General features: G+C 37.5%; 23 protein-coding genes. 22 read left to right on the forward strand and 1 reads right to left on the reverse strand.

From position 1 onward, the window contains the following. Nucleotides 1–12: 12 nt before the first annotated feature. From LS68_RS08095 to LS68_RS08200, 22 genes are all read left to right on the forward strand, one after another. Entirely contained in the window at nucleotides 13–315 is a 303-nt protein-coding gene (locus LS68_RS08095) for a hypothetical protein (RefSeq protein ID WP_034371651.1), read from the forward strand. A gap of 3 nt (nucleotides 316–318) precedes the next feature. Further along, nucleotides 319–630: a hypothetical protein gene (locus LS68_RS08100; RefSeq protein WP_034371654.1), complete on the forward strand. Its 312-nt coding sequence runs from the start codon at nucleotides 319–321 to the stop codon at nucleotides 628–630. Further along, nucleotides 614–1,000 (forward strand): hypothetical protein, encoded by a 387-nt coding sequence (locus LS68_RS08105; protein ID WP_034371657.1) that lies wholly within the window; start codon nucleotides 614–616, stop codon nucleotides 998–1,000. Before LS68_RS08100 ends, LS68_RS08105 begins: the two co-directional genes overlap by 17 nt. 4 nt (nucleotides 1,001–1,004) lie before the next feature. After that, the gene (locus tag LS68_RS08110; protein ID WP_052100371.1) at nucleotides 1,005–1,280 is read left to right on the forward strand and encodes a GPW/gp25 family protein; all 276 of its coding nucleotides are present in this window, start codon (nucleotides 1,005–1,007) and stop codon (nucleotides 1,278–1,280) included. 10 nt (nucleotides 1,281–1,290) lie between these two features. Next, the gene (locus LS68_RS08115; protein ID WP_034371660.1) at nucleotides 1,291–2,322 is read left to right on the forward strand and encodes a baseplate J/gp47 family protein; all 1,032 of its coding nucleotides are present in this window, start codon (nucleotides 1,291–1,293) and stop codon (nucleotides 2,320–2,322) included. Continuing rightward, complete coding sequence (locus LS68_RS08120; protein WP_034371663.1) at nucleotides 2,322–2,903, forward strand: phage tail protein; 582 nt, start codon at nucleotides 2,322–2,324, stop codon at nucleotides 2,901–2,903. The genes LS68_RS08115 and LS68_RS08120 overlap by 1 nt, the downstream gene beginning before the upstream one ends. Nucleotides 2,904–2,987: 84 nt before the next feature. Further along, entirely contained in the window at nucleotides 2,988–4,052 is a 1,065-nt protein-coding gene (locus LS68_RS08125; protein ID WP_138091378.1) for a hypothetical protein, read from the forward strand. Nucleotides 4,053–4,162: 110 nt separating this feature from the next. Continuing rightward, nucleotides 4,163–5,662 carry a hypothetical protein gene (locus LS68_RS08130; protein ID WP_034371669.1) on the forward strand — a complete coding sequence of 500 codons (1,500 nt, stop codon included), beginning with the start codon at nucleotides 4,163–4,165 and terminating at the stop codon, nucleotides 5,660–5,662. 10 nt (nucleotides 5,663–5,672) lie between these two features. Then, a complete protein-coding gene (locus LS68_RS08135) occupies nucleotides 5,673–6,221 on the forward strand; it encodes a hypothetical protein (protein WP_034371671.1) in 549 nt (182 codons plus the stop codon). Between the two features lie 3 nt (nucleotides 6,222–6,224). Continuing rightward, complete coding sequence (locus LS68_RS08140) at nucleotides 6,225–6,521, forward strand: hypothetical protein (protein ID WP_034371674.1); 297 nt, start codon at nucleotides 6,225–6,227, stop codon at nucleotides 6,519–6,521. Between the two features lie 2 nt (nucleotides 6,522–6,523). Beyond that, complete coding sequence (locus LS68_RS08145; protein ID WP_052100374.1) at nucleotides 6,524–6,823, forward strand: phage holin family protein; 300 nt, start codon at nucleotides 6,524–6,526, stop codon at nucleotides 6,821–6,823. A 25-nt stretch (nucleotides 6,824–6,848) separates the two neighbouring features. Continuing rightward, nucleotides 6,849–7,427, forward strand: a complete 579-nt coding sequence (locus LS68_RS08150; RefSeq protein ID WP_138091380.1) for a DUF5675 family protein — start codon at nucleotides 6,849–6,851, stop codon at nucleotides 7,425–7,427. Then, the gene (locus LS68_RS08155) at nucleotides 7,427–7,762 is read left to right on the forward strand and encodes a hypothetical protein (RefSeq protein ID WP_034369982.1); all 336 of its coding nucleotides are present in this window, start codon (nucleotides 7,427–7,429) and stop codon (nucleotides 7,760–7,762) included. The genes LS68_RS08150 and LS68_RS08155 overlap by 1 nt, the downstream gene beginning before the upstream one ends. After that, nucleotides 7,762–7,974, forward strand: coding sequence for a hypothetical protein (locus LS68_RS08160; RefSeq protein WP_034369984.1), 213 nt, complete (start codon nucleotides 7,762–7,764; stop codon nucleotides 7,972–7,974). Before LS68_RS08155 ends, LS68_RS08160 begins: the two co-directional genes overlap by 1 nt. Nucleotides 7,975–8,027: 53 nt before the next feature. After that, the gene (locus LS68_RS08165; protein WP_034369985.1) at nucleotides 8,028–9,140 is read left to right on the forward strand and encodes a major tail sheath protein; all 1,113 of its coding nucleotides are present in this window, start codon (nucleotides 8,028–8,030) and stop codon (nucleotides 9,138–9,140) included. Further along, nucleotides 9,141–9,644: a phage major tail tube protein gene (locus LS68_RS08170; RefSeq protein WP_034369987.1), complete on the forward strand. Its 504-nt coding sequence runs from the start codon at nucleotides 9,141–9,143 to the stop codon at nucleotides 9,642–9,644. Between the two features lie 18 nt (nucleotides 9,645–9,662). Next, on the forward strand, nucleotides 9,663–9,926 hold the full coding sequence (locus tag LS68_RS08175) for a phage tail assembly protein (RefSeq protein ID WP_034369990.1): 264 nt from the start codon (nucleotides 9,663–9,665) through the stop codon (nucleotides 9,924–9,926). A 137-nt stretch (nucleotides 9,927–10,063) separates the two neighbouring features. Continuing rightward, nucleotides 10,064–10,612, forward strand: coding sequence for a hypothetical protein (locus LS68_RS08180; RefSeq protein ID WP_034369992.1), 549 nt, complete (start codon nucleotides 10,064–10,066; stop codon nucleotides 10,610–10,612). Nucleotides 10,613–10,614: 2 nt separating this feature from the next. After that, entirely contained in the window at nucleotides 10,615–10,866 is a 252-nt protein-coding gene (locus LS68_RS08185) for a hypothetical protein (RefSeq protein ID WP_034369994.1), read from the forward strand. Then, nucleotides 10,857–11,786, forward strand: a complete 930-nt coding sequence (locus LS68_RS08190) for a contractile injection system protein, VgrG/Pvc8 family (protein ID WP_034369996.1) — start codon at nucleotides 10,857–10,859, stop codon at nucleotides 11,784–11,786. Before LS68_RS08185 ends, LS68_RS08190 begins: the two co-directional genes overlap by 10 nt. Nucleotides 11,787–11,979: 193 nt before the next feature. Continuing rightward, entirely contained in the window at nucleotides 11,980–12,168 is a 189-nt protein-coding gene (locus LS68_RS08195) for a CJH_07325 family protein (RefSeq protein WP_034369998.1), read from the forward strand. After that, the gene (locus tag LS68_RS08200; protein WP_034370000.1) at nucleotides 12,155–12,922 is read left to right on the forward strand and encodes a hypothetical protein; all 768 of its coding nucleotides are present in this window, start codon (nucleotides 12,155–12,157) and stop codon (nucleotides 12,920–12,922) included. The genes LS68_RS08195 and LS68_RS08200 overlap by 14 nt, the downstream gene beginning before the upstream one ends. Nucleotides 12,923–13,080: 158 nt before the next feature. On the opposite strand, the gene LS68_RS08205 is transcribed toward LS68_RS08200, so the two are convergent. Beyond that, on the reverse strand, nucleotides 13,081–13,572 hold the full coding sequence (locus LS68_RS08205; RefSeq protein WP_241993718.1) for a hypothetical protein: 492 nt from the start codon (nucleotides 13,570–13,572) through the stop codon (nucleotides 13,081–13,083). Nucleotides 13,573–13,581 lie beyond the last annotated feature (9 nt).

The raw sequence follows: 13,581 nt of genomic DNA on the forward strand, positions 1-13,581 counted from the left end.
AAAGGAGAGGCTATGAAATATAAAGTCTTGTATGATACATTGATTAATAAAACACACCACACTAAAGGTTCTTGTATAGAGTTTGAGCAAGGCACAGATGAAGGTTATATCAAACGCTTAGTAGTCAATAAAGTCATCACGCCCCTGCAAGAAGAGCAAGAGCCACAAGATGTAAAATCACAAGAGAGACTAGAGCTAGAGCAAAGAGCGAGTGAGCTAGGCATATCATTTAAGAACAATATCAAAAATGAGGCATTAATAGCAAAAATTGCCAAAGCAGAGCAATCTTTAGAATCAAAAGATACAAAGGAATAAACTTTGAATCTAGCTAAAGATAGTGCATTTGAAAAGTTTGCCAAAGATATAGCCCACATCTTGCCTGAAGAGTTTTATGCTTTGGGCAGAAAGAGAAAGACTTTAAGCAATGCAAGCACAAAGATAGTCTATGATATTGCCTCTTCCACAGAGCTAACACTGCTTACTCTTAGTAGCGAGAACACAGACTTGCAAGTAGGCACTATCATAGAGTATCAAAATAAAACCTACAAAATCTATCAAATCGACATAGAATCTCGTGTGATGAAACGATTATTCTTAAAAGAGGAGAATGTCTATGCTTATCAGAAATGAGATTTGTGAGAATCTCAAAATGTGCTTAGAAAAGGACATACAAGAGGCGCGAATCCTCCTTGATGACATTGCCATTTATGATATAAATAATGCGCCTTTTATTGTGATTAAGCAGCAAAATACAGAGATTTCGAGCCCAAGCAGTGAAAATTGGAAGCATATTCTAGGCTTAGAGATTGCAATTATTACCCAAAGCAAGGCACAAAGTGATGCGCTTTTAGAATCTACTTTGCAAACTTTGCAAACTTTTAGCGGGATTAAGAATATCACTGCTATTAATGTAGAAAAAATAGAGATTGCCACAAGTGAAGCTTTCAGTGTGAGCATAGAGCTTGAGATAATCTATTTTACGCCAAGTTATAGAGCCTAAAGCAATGTATCAAATCAGTGTTGAACAAAATCTCCAAAGAATCTTAACCACCCACAAATTTACACTCCCGCTTTGCCCTAATTTTGGCTTGAGTGATAGCTATATTGATAAACCCCTCACACAAGATTTAATGCTAGAGCTTAAAGATGAAATATTAGAGCAAATCGCACTCTATGAGCCAAGAATAAAGGTAAGCGACATCACTCTAGCTTTTAAGGATTCTGTCCTCACACTTCATATCCGCACACAAGAAGAAAATCTCACCATTGAGTTAAGCTAAAGGTTTTATAATGAAAATGCCCGCATTTCTCCAACCCCTAGATTTTGAAAAAGAGAGAGAAGCGATACTGCAAGACTTCACCGCTAAACTCAAAGAGGCAAAAAACATTGATTATGAGCCTTTAATAGCAGATGATTACAATATCCTTATTTCGTGTATTCTCTATCGTTTGGGACTTAAGATTGATGAGCTAAACTTTATTATTGCTAATAATTACCTTGAATATGCCAGCGGTGAGTTTTTAGATGAGCTTGTCAAACTCTTAGGATTAGAACGATTTAAGGGCAGTGCGCCCATAGCAAAGGCAAAGATTACTTGCAAAAAAGATACTTTTATAAGCAAAGGCTCTAAGTTTGTCTCACAAGAGGGCGTGATAGCTTATAGCTTGGAAGATTATGAGCTATATGCAGATAGTGAGAATGAAATACTCCTGCAAGGTGATACGCAAGGAGCGTGGGAAACCAACATCTTAGAAGTCAATAATCCGCTTATTACTGACATTACGATGCTTAGTGAATTTATCGTGTATGAAAAGAGTGAAGATGATGAGTCTTTAAGAAAGCGATTTTTAAATGCCCTCGCCTCTTTTAGCACCGCAGGGAGTAAGGAGAGCTATACGCATTATGCCTCCGTAGAGGGTGTGGGCAAAGTCAAAGCCTTTAGTCCAAGTAAAGGTGTGGTGAAAATCGTGTATTATGGCGATAATGAAGCTGCAGATGTGCTTATAAAAGAGAATCTTCAAGGCAATATCCCCCTCACCGATAAAATCATCATAGAAAAGCTAGAACCTACGATAATTGATTTAGATATTACGCTCACTTTAAGCAAAGAAGCGGATTTTACTTTGATTAGAGAAAGTATCATTAGTAACATACAAACATTTTTCAATGCCCTTGAGATTGGGCAAGAAGTCGCACTCAATAAAGTCATCTCGCTATGCTTTGTGTCCCAAAATGTCCTTAATACGCAAGTAGAATCTTTTGAGCGCGTGGGTGAAGATTCTATCTATGAATTACGCACTATTAATATAAAGAAAATATAATGCCCTTACTTCCTACTGCCTATCCCAAAGAGCTGCACATCTTAGAATCGCTTTTTGCGGATTTACTCAATCAACATTTCAAACTTGATTTTATGTATTTTTACAATTCCAAACACAATCAAAAACATCTCCAACTTATTGCAAATACCTTTGACATCGACATCAAAGATGAGGTGGATTCTATTGCCATAGAGCTTTGTGAGAAACCCATTTTAAAAAAATCCAAACTCGGCACTTATAATGGTATCAAAGAAGCGGTATTTGGTATTTTTGGTGATATTAATATCCAAACACACGCTACCAAAGAAAGCTTAGAACCTTTTTGCTTTGAAATACAAATCGAGCCTACAAGCACTAATATCATTGATTTAAAAAAAGCTCAAATCCTCATTGACAAATACAAACCTCTGCGTGATAGCTCTTTAGGCATCACGATTAATTTCCCTAAGGCACAAATCCCTACACATATAACCACACTAGGGAGATTTAGCCTTAAACTAGACAAAGAAACATCATTACACAGAAACCTGCAAGCAAGGGCATATATAGAGTGTATTGCGCAATGGCATTTAAAGCTTTAAGCCCCAAAGTCTAGAATATTAAGTGATAAGTCTTAAAAAGAATAAGATTCTATAAAGATTTTAAACCATTCATAAGGAGAGCGTATGATTAGAGGGATTCCCACCAATGCAGGCATTGAGATTCTCAATTCAGAGTTAAAAGAGCAAGTGCAAACTTACGCCCTAGTAGGCACACAAACACCTAAAGATGAGATATTAGAGCAAATGCTTTTAAAAGAGGATTTGCGCTTTGATGAGGTGAAAGAGCTGATTTTCCATACTGCAAGTATTGATGTGGGATATTTTGATGAAAATTCAATCCTCACTTATGAAATTAATCTCCAAGCCATCAATACCGACAAATATATGTATGGCATACTCTTACTTGATTTACACAATCAAGTCATTGCTGCCCTCCCCACACCACAAGTGATTTTAGTGCAAGGCATAGGAGGGCTTATCACCATAAAGCTCCCGATTAAGGGCGAAATCAATGAAGTCGTGTTTGTGAGTAGCGATTATGTCAGTCGCGATGAGTTTAATGTCCTTAAAGCCTCACTCAAACCTCCAAAAGTCGATATTCCAGCTCTTGTAGAGCAAATCACCCCTCTGATACAAGAGACAAAAGATTTCTTAGACTACGCACACACCATCGTAGATTCTATGCTAAACTTTGCGCAATTCCTACTCATTGCACAAAAAGAACGAGAAAGAGAAAGGGAGAAAATCGGAGAGTATCGCTTATTTTTTAGAAATGCCTTACCTAAAGGGTTTAAGCCATTAGGTGCAATGCTCTCTATTGAGAAATATCCCGCTGCTTATATGTATTTTGCAAGCACAGATTCACAGCTCCAAGACAATTGCCCTTCAGGATACTTTAGACTGCCTCGTGGAGGATTTTACACCAAAGGCACTGATGATATTTCACAAGTAGGAGCTTTTATGCAAGAGGGATTGCCCGATGTGAATGCAGGAAGCTGGACAAGAGTGGTGAGTAGATACTCTCTTAATGGGCGAAGTGGCGGTAGTAATGATGACTGGGGCGCAAGAGGAAACAATGAGAATCTTAATCTTAATAGATTTAATCCTATCTATGGACGCACTCAAAGTGTAGAAGTCAATCACATATTGCTTTTAGAGGGCATTTATGTGGGGGGGGGGGATAGATAAAGCTTACTCACCTCGCATCAAGCGACTTTTATCTCTTATAGAATCCTCACCATTTCCTTGCGTCTTATAAAACCTATAATCTCTCATAAGTTTAAACCAAAGGAGAGATTATGCCTGACAACTCAACATCACCCAACTCTACTACCCTGCTTTATGATAAATTAAATGAACTCCACGCTCAACTAAGGCAAATCAATCAAAACAGCATTGATGAGTTAAGCGCGCAAGCGATGAGTTTAAAGGTAATAGGTGCTAACATCAAAAACGAGATACTTTCCACACAACAAAATCATCATATCTATAAAAAATCCTATCGACTCTTAAAGCAAGTGCATCTTTATCGCTCCCTTATGGTGCAAGAGGTGCTTATCAATAGCGAGGGAGAGATTGTGCATTATGGTGATGTGCTGATGCGGGGACATTCTTTGAGTAATGTTACAAGTGGAGCTTCCCGCACGCATTATGCAGGATTTACACGCATTTGTTTGCCTAAAGATATAGAATTTATAGAAGTCTTTGGGGGACACAATGTATTTTATGCCTTGCCTAAAGAGGGAAATTTTATTTATGCTTGGGGTGTAAATACTAGTGGCTGCGCAGGAAGTGGCAATACAAATAATATCCCCTTGCCTATCAAAATCAATCTAGGTTTTAGACCTCTTAAAATCCTAAGTGGCACAAGTGAAACCACAGGTAAGCAAACCACGCTTATTTTAAGCGAAGATGGCAAAGTCTATGGAGCGGGGAGTAATGCTTGCGGGGAGTTAGCCATAGGAAACACAATCAACACTTCCACTTTCACACAAAGCCCTTATTTAAGAGATATTATTGATATTGCTTTTGCAAGTAATGGCACTATCGGTTATGCTTTGGCGATTGATAAAGAGGGGAGTTTATGGAGCTGGGGTTATAATGGCAGTGGTAATTTAGGACTAAACCATACAAATAATGTCTCAATCCCTGCCAAGATTACATTTAATGCCAAAGTGAAGCAACTCTCAATCAGCGTAGGCACTAATGCAGCGACTTCTCTTATCGTTTTAGAAGATAAAAGTATTCGCGGAGCGGGATATAATGCACAATACCAACTCTCTCAAAGCAACACAAGTAACTCATCGGTTTTTTTAAGAATCTTAAAACAAAATGGCGAAGAGTTAGATAATATCAAAACAGCCTTTAGCTCAAGTATCAATGGCACAGCCTTTGCGCTTGATGAAGATTCTAATCTATGGAGCTGGGGTTATGGAGGCTATGGCTTTGGAGATAACAGAAGTGGCAATAACCAAATGGCAAGCATTGCCTTAGAAAACATAGAAAGTCTTTGCTTTGTCGATAGAACTGCCACAAGAGTCTTTGCGAAATTAAAAGACGCAAGCGACCTCTTAGCCTTTGGATTTAATACCGATGGCACTCTAGGGATTGGCACTACTACCAATACAAGAGAATTTACACAAGTCTATACACCCCCGCATTTTAAAGACTATCATCTCTATTTTTTTGGTAATGAAGCAAATCTGATTGCCTTATGTGATGATGGCATATATAGCTGCGGGGCATACTTAGATGGGAATATCAATATCGCCACACAAACCCTGCAAAAACAATCTTAAAGGAGTGAAAATGAAAAAGATTTATAGCCTCATTGCTAGTCAAATTACCCAAGTGCAAGGAAACTTTCACTATTTGGGTGAAGAAAATGGCAAAGTCTATGTAGAGGGAGAAGATTTAGAATCTCCATTTGTGGAGGATTTATTGCCGCATAACCTAGAAGCAGCATTGCAAACACAAATAAATCTTACAAAAGAGCAAAAAATAAAAGAGCTTAATGCGATGTGTGACTCACTGCTCACATCATTTAAAAGCTCCGCATTAGGAGAGGAGCATATCTATGATGGAGGCTTAGAAGACCAGCTCAATTTAATGGGCGCGGTGGCTCTAAATAAAGATATGCCCTTTCGTTGCGCAAAAAAAGGAGAATCTAAAGCAAATGTCCCTCACACACAGGCACAACTCGAACAAGTCTATACCGATTGGCTTAACTACAAAAATGATATTATTTTTATATGCGGAATGCTTAAAAACTATATAGAGGGCTTAAGTGATACAGAAGAGATACAAAGAGTGAGCTGGGATTCTTACCAAAACATACAAGCAAAGCTGGAGGAATAGCTCATGGATATTCAATCACGATTTAAAGAGAAGACTACTTATTTCATTATGTTAGGATTTATTATCCTTGCCTTTATCATAAGCGTATCTCTTTGTATTTTTTTATATTATCAAACATTGGACTTTTGGAAATACGCTACATTTTGCATGGTAGATAAAAACTTTGATTGCTTGCTAGATTCACTCTCTCACCAAAGCCTTATTAATGCAAAGATTTCAACCTTTATCACTTGCATCGTTTCCATTAATGGCATCATTGCATCTCTTGTGTTTTTAATGCTTTTTAAGCAAAAGGGTTGATGATGAAATTTGACTGGGACTATATGTGGGTGATGATAATGTCAGTGATTATGGGATTTCTCACTGCACTTAAACTCTATGATACAGAGGAAAAGCACGATAAAGGAAAGTTTGTAAGAAGGCTTATTATCGCTACGATTGGCTCGATGTTCTTGACATTTCTTTTTTATGAAATTGCGCTCTATTTTGGGCTGCCTAATTCCTTAAGTGTAATGCTAGGGGGTGGGGCTGGATTCTTAGGGAGTGATACATTAAGCCGCATTGCCATTAAATGGCTAGAGAATAAATTTAATGCCAAGTAAGGCAAAATCAATGTAAGGAGCAACAATGAAATATCGCATCATTTTACAAAGACAAAGTGAGCATAAAGACATTAAAAAACTTAAAAATGGGCAAATAGTTGGGGAAATTGAAGATTCTACCTTAGGCGAACTCAATGTCTATGAGGTCTTAGCAAATGGATATTTAGGCAAAAGTATCTATCAGTGTTTCACTTGTGAAAATATCGGGGAATCTACTGATACACCAAACCTTGATAAAAGAATCATTGCGCGTGAGTATCAAATCGAATGGACAAACACATCTCAAAACGCCTCTTTGGCTAGAACTTATCCACAATGGAAAGCGGATAATAAAAAAGAGCTTATCAAAGAGTGGGTAAATGACCTTAAGTTTGTCAATACAGCTTTATGGCTAAAGTGCAAGGATTTACCCTCTTTTGCGCTTAGGCGTATTCTTATCCATGTGGGGAATTATCCTCAAGATACAAAGGGTTGTATCCTTTTGGGTAAGGCAAAAGGTAAGGGTGTCGTGCATACAAGCATTGAAGCATGCAAGGAATTTTTTACGCTGATAGAAAAAATCGGCGCTCAAAATTGCACTTTGCAAGTGCGGGAGATTGACTGATGACATCTTCTATCAAAATCATTGCTTTGTTTGTGTGCGTGGGGATTACGCTTTTTATGCTGTATAGTTATAGTCATACCAAAGCCGAATTAGCCAAAAAAGAATACGAAAATATCACAATACTGCAATCATTACAAGCACAAAATCAAGCCCTTAAATCTTTGGAGCTAGAGACGAAAAGCTACCAACACCAACAAGCACAAGGCAAAGAAATAATTATCACTAAATACCAAAGCTCTCCTCTTCAAGATAGCTCTTGCCAAAGCCAACTAGAAGCTATCAAAAAGGATATAAAGCTTTGGTATGGTATCAGTCAAAAAGGAGAAAAACCCTAATGCGCTACATTTTGATTATCTTTCCCCTTTTGTTTTGCGCTTGCTCCACACGCACGATTACGCAAGAAGTGCTAATCCCCACAATTTGCACTATCACTCCCCCGCCAAAACCCACTTATACAGGTGATGTGCAAAAAGACTTAAAAAATATTCTTATCTATGATGAGATGATACAAAGGGATTTGCACTTTTGCACAGGAAACAAACCTTAGCCTTTGCGTCTTAAACAATATAGAATCCTATCAATTCACATCAAGGAGTAACAATGCCTAGCAAATACGGAATCAATGTCGAGTTACACAACTCTGCACCTACAAGCTATGATATAAATAACACTTATCCTATCGCCATAGTGGGCGATGATGATACCTTGACTAATGGATTGTATCACTATGGAAGTGTAGAAGAAGCACTGCAAGCAGTGGGTGTTGGAAGCATTAAAAATACCCTGCAAGATTTAGAGGCTACAAACCTACAATCACAAATCATTCTTTCAGTCTTTAGCAAAACAATAGGAGAGAGTGAAGACATCACACAAGAAAATATCAACAAAGCCATAGATTCTATCACTGCACTTAAAAATGCCGAGCAGGAGTTAAGTATCAAGCCTAAATTCATTCTTTGCCCACAATACAATGACTTAGGCGTATATGAGAAGCTTAAATCCATTGCAACCTCACTGCGTGCTTATTATGCCATTGAACTCAATGCCACTGATGGGGTATCTATCAAAAAGGCATTAGAATCTATTCAAACCCACAGAGCTATTATCACTTTCCAAAAGGTGCAGCGCATTGATAAAGTCGTCCGCCCTGCATCTGCTTTTATCATCGCACTTTATGCCAAGATAATGGCAAGTTCAGATTTTGGCTTTGCGCAAACTTATTCAAACCGCATCATAGATGGCATTATCGGTGTGGTGGATACCATAGAGTATATTCAAGGAGAGGATTGTGAAGCAGACAGGCTAAGAGCCTTAGGCGTTACGACAATCTTTGTAGATAATGGCATCAGAGCGTGGGGAAGGCATACGCGAGATGCTGCCTTAGGGATAGAATCTTTGCATTCTATCGTGATTTTTGACACGATTATTGAAACCCTCTTTGCCTCACAAAAAGAAGCGATTGACAAGCAAGTAGCAGATATGGTAAAGCAGCTCCAAGATGACCTCAACAGCTTTTATCGAAAACTCATTGCTAATAATGTCATCGTGGGCTATGAGATTTCTTTGCCAGAGGATTTAAATACCAATGAGGCAATTGCTCAAGGGGAGATTTATATCAAGCAAGAAGTCCAAGAAATGCCTTTAATCTCAAAAGTAGTCAATAAAATCTATCGCGTAACCAAATACAGCCAAGAGCTAATCAAGGAGTTATAAATGCAATTTACACCTCAAGCCTTCACAGGAGGCAATGTCTTTATCGATGGTATCGGAGCTTTAGGGATTCTCAAATCCTTTGAACCACCCAAGCTTGATTATGATACGATAGAAGCAAGTGCGAGTATCGGTAAGTATGAAAAAGTGCTACCAAGTCTTAAACCCCTCACTGCCAAAATCACGCTTACAGATGTTAATGCTGTGCTTTTAGCTCCGCTCTCCACGCTTATCCCTAAAGTGGTGTATGTCAAAAAGAATATGACATCTGTGGGCATCACGCAAAAAGATACGCAAATCATCGCTACAATGGGTGGTGTCGTAAAAGTCGGGGAATTACCACAATATGAAATGATTAAAGAAGTGGAGTTTAGCTTTGAAATGGCAGTTTATACCTTTTCCTATCAAGTGGATAAAGTGCCTTTGATTGTCTATGATGTAGAAAACTCTATCTATATGATAAATGGCATTGACCAATTCGCCTCTATCCGCAAAAACATCACCTAATCACCCAAAGGAGTATCTATGCTAAAATCTTTTGACAAAGAAACCAAGACTTTCACTTTTAGAGATGGGCAAGAAGTGCTACTCAAAGAGCCTACGCTTTTACAGATTCAAAGTGCAAGAGCTAAAGCCAAAGATGATGAGATTGCCCTTGCTAAAGCCCTGCTAATTGATATGAGTGATGGGGAGTTAAATAATGAGTTTTTAGATTCTCTCCCTGCGAGGGAGTTTAATCGCCTAAGCAATGAAGTCAGCACATTTATAGGCATCGATGAAAAGGACTAAGAGAGGGCATAGCTTTAATTGGCTATGCCCTGCATTTTAGTTTGAGTGATATTAAATCCATGCGTGTAAGTGAGTTTATGTCATATTGCCAAATCGCTAAGAAATTCGCAGAGATGCCAAAGATATAGGGCTTTTTAATGCAAAAATGGCAAAAAGACATCTTTAGATTCACAAGAAATGCCCTCAATCGCACCATCACCCAATGCGCTAAGGCACAAAGAGAACTTATTCAGCAAGATTATGCCTTATCAAATAAAAAAATCCGCAATCTTACCAAAATCAAACGAGCCAAACAAGACCAGCTAGAAGCGACACTATCAAACACAAAAGTCAAGCTCTCTATCAACAATTTCAAGCGATTCCAAAACAAACAAGGCGTAAGGGTAAAAATCGCCAAAGGCAAGGAGGTGTTTTTCAAAGGAGCATTTTTAGGACTACGCAAAGGACAAAGCAAAGCCACACAAAAACGAAATAGTGGCTTTATGGCGATTAAAAACCCTAATGAATCTCAAGGATTCCAAACCTCCAAAGCAACGATTTATTCTTACAAAAATACTAAAACTCCACGCGGCACTTCCCTCTACTATCTCAAGACAAAGGAATTTAGCCTCATCGCCTTAGATAAGACAAAGGCATTGCAAAAACAAGCCTGTGATATTTTTAAAAAAGAGTTATCAAAGGAGTGAGTATGCAAGATAAACAAGAATTACAAACCTACCAAGCAAAACAAGGTGATAGGCTCGATTCTATCTATGTCAAAATCTATGGCGATATGACGCTTTCAAGCTATGAGAGCGGATATAATGCCTTTGTGATAGCCAATATCCACTTACTCCGATGCAAGGACTTTAGTGGAGTTTGTAAGGGCGGTGAAATCATCTATCTACCAAACTTACAAACAACCCAAAACAACACAGAGGAAATAGGGTTATGGGAATAGAGCAATACATCGCTCCGAAGTTTGCCATTACACATAAAGGCAACACGAAGCATCAAATGAGAATCCTCTCCTTAAGCTATATGGATTATGAAAAGGATAATGTCGATATGCTTAGCCTTACCCTTGCTCCTCACTCTAAGCTCCCTAGCTTTGGTGATAGAATCGAACTCCTCTTAGGCAGGAGTGCGCTTAATTTTATGGGTGCATTTTATGTTAGTAGCATTAAAGAAAACTATTTACAGCATTACACCATAGAAGCCACGAGCATTGATTACACCAAAGAATTTAAAATCATCAAAAGCCGCAGCTTTGAATCTCTCTCCTACGCACAAATACTCCAAAGTATCGCAAGGGAAAATAATCTCAAAGCCAAGCTTGATTTTAAGTATCAAGATTCTATTACGCATCTTGAGCAAAATGATGAGAGCGATTCTGCTTTATGCAAAAGACTAGCTGATGAGCTAGATTGTAGCTTTAGTGTCAAAAATGACACATTGATATTTTTAGATAGAGATAAAAGCTTTGATAGGCGCACTTATACAATCAATGCAAGAGATACACTAAGTCTAGAGATAGAGTATTTTGCACAAAAGCATTACAAAAGCGTGGAGCTTACTTATCAAGATGAGAGTGGCAATACGCGTAATGTCAAAGTCGGCAAAGGTGTGCCGATTTACAGAATGAGCCGAGAGGCAAAAGATGATAATCACGCCTTACAAATGGCTACCACAAGACTTCAAGCCTTAAATGCAAAAAAGACAAAAGGGCATTTAAGTGCCATAGGCAGAGTGCTTTTTGCAGGGGGATATTTATCACTCACAAAAGATTCCACCACCAGCACGCATATCATCACACAAGTAACGCATCATCTTAACTCTCAAAGCTGGAATATGAATGTAGAATTTGAAAGTGAGCGGTAGGTTAAGGGATAATACTTAGAATCTAGATAAGTGCTCTTACCTAAGAAATACTAATCAAATACTAAAAAACTGACAATGATACCTTTTAAGCCACAAGTAAAAAAAATAATGGTAGAATTCAGCCTCCATATTTTTTATTTTTATTTTAAAGGCATAATTTAGAGTAGGGAATTCCAACACAAGGACCATAATAATGAAAAATTCAAAGAGGTTGCTTCGTGCAAGTTTTGGCAAGGTCGGCTATATTAATATTTCTGCACTCAATACAGGAAGTATATCCAAAAATGTCTATGGTGAAAAGAATCCTAGTGGATTAAAAGAGGCTATTATAAAGGCAAATAAAACACTTGATAGGCTTTACGAAAAATATGAACGAAGATAATCTTAAGAGATTTTTTAGTATTTATTTTCAATATATTGAAGTTGAGCTTTTCACCTCAATGCTTGAAAGCTCTCTTGTAGGAAGGAATACCGATGTAATTATTACCTTTCAAGATACTTTCTACTTATTGGTATGCAAGAATATGGAAGAAAAAGATATAAAAAAAGCTCTAGATGATTTACAAGAAGTTACTAAAAAATATGCCAACAATTCGCATTTTAAGCTGGATAAGCGACATCTTAATTATCAAGAATCTACAAAAATTCCAGTGGGTTTTTTTGACAATCCAAAATTTACCAGTTTGCTTAAAGAATATCAAGTAGCATATCAAGATTTTTTACAATATCTACCGCATATAGACTTGTCAGAAGATGTAAGACAACGATTCCAAATTAGAAAGAAAGAACAAAGTTCAATTTTGGTTCAAGCTGTGTTAGAGTTTAATAATGCACTTGCACACATAGCAAATATTATTTATTATGGCAAGGATGATAATAACAATCTAGGGAAGGCACAAAATCATCTCTATAGAGCTATTTTGGACTATTACAAGATGTTGCTTCGTTTTATTATACCACAAATAAATATACCACATCGATTGATAGAATGCTATCATCAAATCCGCATTAATGAATTTTTACAACTTGGAAAGGATATTAAAGATAAGGATTTTACAACAAGATACAAAGAACTCTTTAATGAATGTATGCAGCTTCAACCTGTCAAAGCAAAACAAACAAGTAAAGTCAAATAACTTTTTGTTTAAAAAAATCTTATACACCTACCTAAAAATAAAAACTTAGAAACCTATTTTTTATAGACTAACCAAGCTATAGCCATTAAAATCTTTGGTAATGCTCCCCTTGACATCAAGGGAAATGGGATAGATTTATCTTTTATAATTTAAAATTCCTACACCAACACCCCGCTAATACTAAATTCTTTGGTATGATACACCACATTCCGACTTGAATCCATCAGCCAATCTTTGCTCTTAGAGCTAAATTTATCGATGATAATCTTACGCAAAGAGCTAGATTCTAATGTCGAAAAGCTTAGCGGTGTGCGCTTTTTGATGCTATCCACAAAGCCATTAAAATGCTCCAAATGCTCTACAAAGATTCTCGCTTCAAAGCTTATCCTCTCTTCATTCCCACCAAGCTTGAGGTAATAATTTTGAGAGAGGGTTTCTACCTTAGAGATACCAAGATTTAGCTCATAATCAAGCGATTCTATATTGTGAAAAGTCGTGAAGATAAACCTATCAATCTTAATGATTTTTTCATTCTCTCGTGGTGCGATGCTTTTTAGCGGTGTATTGAGAGCTTGTTTTTCTAAGTCTTTGAGATGCTCAAACCTCGCCTGATTTTCCTTAGCTCTTGAGAGATTTTTGATATTTATCATCACCTAACT

This window comes from Helicobacter sp. MIT 05-5293, assembly GCF_000765665.2.
GTDB lineage: Bacteria > Campylobacterota > Campylobacteria > Campylobacterales > Helicobacteraceae > Helicobacter_C.

Excerpts from the sequence above, each read along its gene's own strand:
- LS68_RS08095 (WP_034371651.1), top strand. The coding sequence starts at position 13 with ATGAAATATAAAGTCTTGTATGATACATTGATTAATAAAACACACCAC.
- LS68_RS08105 (WP_034371657.1), top strand. The coding sequence starts at position 614 with ATGCTTATCAGAAATGAGATTTGTGAGAATCTCAAAATGTGCTTAGAA.
- LS68_RS08110 (WP_052100371.1), top strand. The coding sequence starts at position 1,005 with ATGTATCAAATCAGTGTTGAACAAAATCTCCAAAGAATCTTAACCACC.
- LS68_RS08115 (WP_034371660.1), top strand. The coding sequence starts at position 1,291 with ATGAAAATGCCCGCATTTCTCCAACCCCTAGATTTTGAAAAAGAGAGA.
- LS68_RS08120 (WP_034371663.1), top strand. The coding sequence starts at position 2,322 with ATGCCCTTACTTCCTACTGCCTATCCCAAAGAGCTGCACATCTTAGAA.
- LS68_RS08125 (WP_138091378.1), top strand. The coding sequence starts at position 2,988 with ATGATTAGAGGGATTCCCACCAATGCAGGCATTGAGATTCTCAATTCA.
- LS68_RS08130 (WP_034371669.1), top strand. The coding sequence starts at position 4,163 with ATGCCTGACAACTCAACATCACCCAACTCTACTACCCTGCTTTATGAT.
- LS68_RS08135 (WP_034371671.1), top strand. The coding sequence starts at position 5,673 with ATGAAAAAGATTTATAGCCTCATTGCTAGTCAAATTACCCAAGTGCAA.
- LS68_RS08140 (WP_034371674.1), top strand. The coding sequence starts at position 6,225 with ATGGATATTCAATCACGATTTAAAGAGAAGACTACTTATTTCATTATG.
- LS68_RS08145 (WP_052100374.1), top strand. The coding sequence starts at position 6,524 with ATGAAATTTGACTGGGACTATATGTGGGTGATGATAATGTCAGTGATT.
- LS68_RS08150 (WP_138091380.1), top strand. The coding sequence starts at position 6,849 with ATGAAATATCGCATCATTTTACAAAGACAAAGTGAGCATAAAGACATT.
- LS68_RS08155 (WP_034369982.1), top strand. The coding sequence starts at position 7,427 with ATGACATCTTCTATCAAAATCATTGCTTTGTTTGTGTGCGTGGGGATT.
- LS68_RS08160 (WP_034369984.1), top strand. The coding sequence starts at position 7,762 with ATGCGCTACATTTTGATTATCTTTCCCCTTTTGTTTTGCGCTTGCTCC.
- LS68_RS08165 (WP_034369985.1), top strand. The coding sequence starts at position 8,028 with ATGCCTAGCAAATACGGAATCAATGTCGAGTTACACAACTCTGCACCT.
- LS68_RS08170 (WP_034369987.1), top strand. The coding sequence starts at position 9,141 with ATGCAATTTACACCTCAAGCCTTCACAGGAGGCAATGTCTTTATCGAT.
- LS68_RS08175 (WP_034369990.1), top strand. The coding sequence starts at position 9,663 with ATGCTAAAATCTTTTGACAAAGAAACCAAGACTTTCACTTTTAGAGAT.
- LS68_RS08180 (WP_034369992.1), top strand. The coding sequence starts at position 10,064 with ATGCAAAAATGGCAAAAAGACATCTTTAGATTCACAAGAAATGCCCTC.
- LS68_RS08185 (WP_034369994.1), top strand. The coding sequence starts at position 10,615 with ATGCAAGATAAACAAGAATTACAAACCTACCAAGCAAAACAAGGTGAT.
- LS68_RS08190 (WP_034369996.1), top strand. The coding sequence starts at position 10,857 with ATGGGAATAGAGCAATACATCGCTCCGAAGTTTGCCATTACACATAAA.
- LS68_RS08195 (WP_034369998.1), top strand. The coding sequence starts at position 11,980 with ATGAAAAATTCAAAGAGGTTGCTTCGTGCAAGTTTTGGCAAGGTCGGC.
- LS68_RS08200 (WP_034370000.1), top strand. The coding sequence starts at position 12,155 with ATGAACGAAGATAATCTTAAGAGATTTTTTAGTATTTATTTTCAATAT.
- LS68_RS08205 (WP_241993718.1), bottom strand. The coding sequence starts at position 13,572 with ATGATAAATATCAAAAATCTCTCAAGAGCTAAGGAAAATCAGGCGAGG.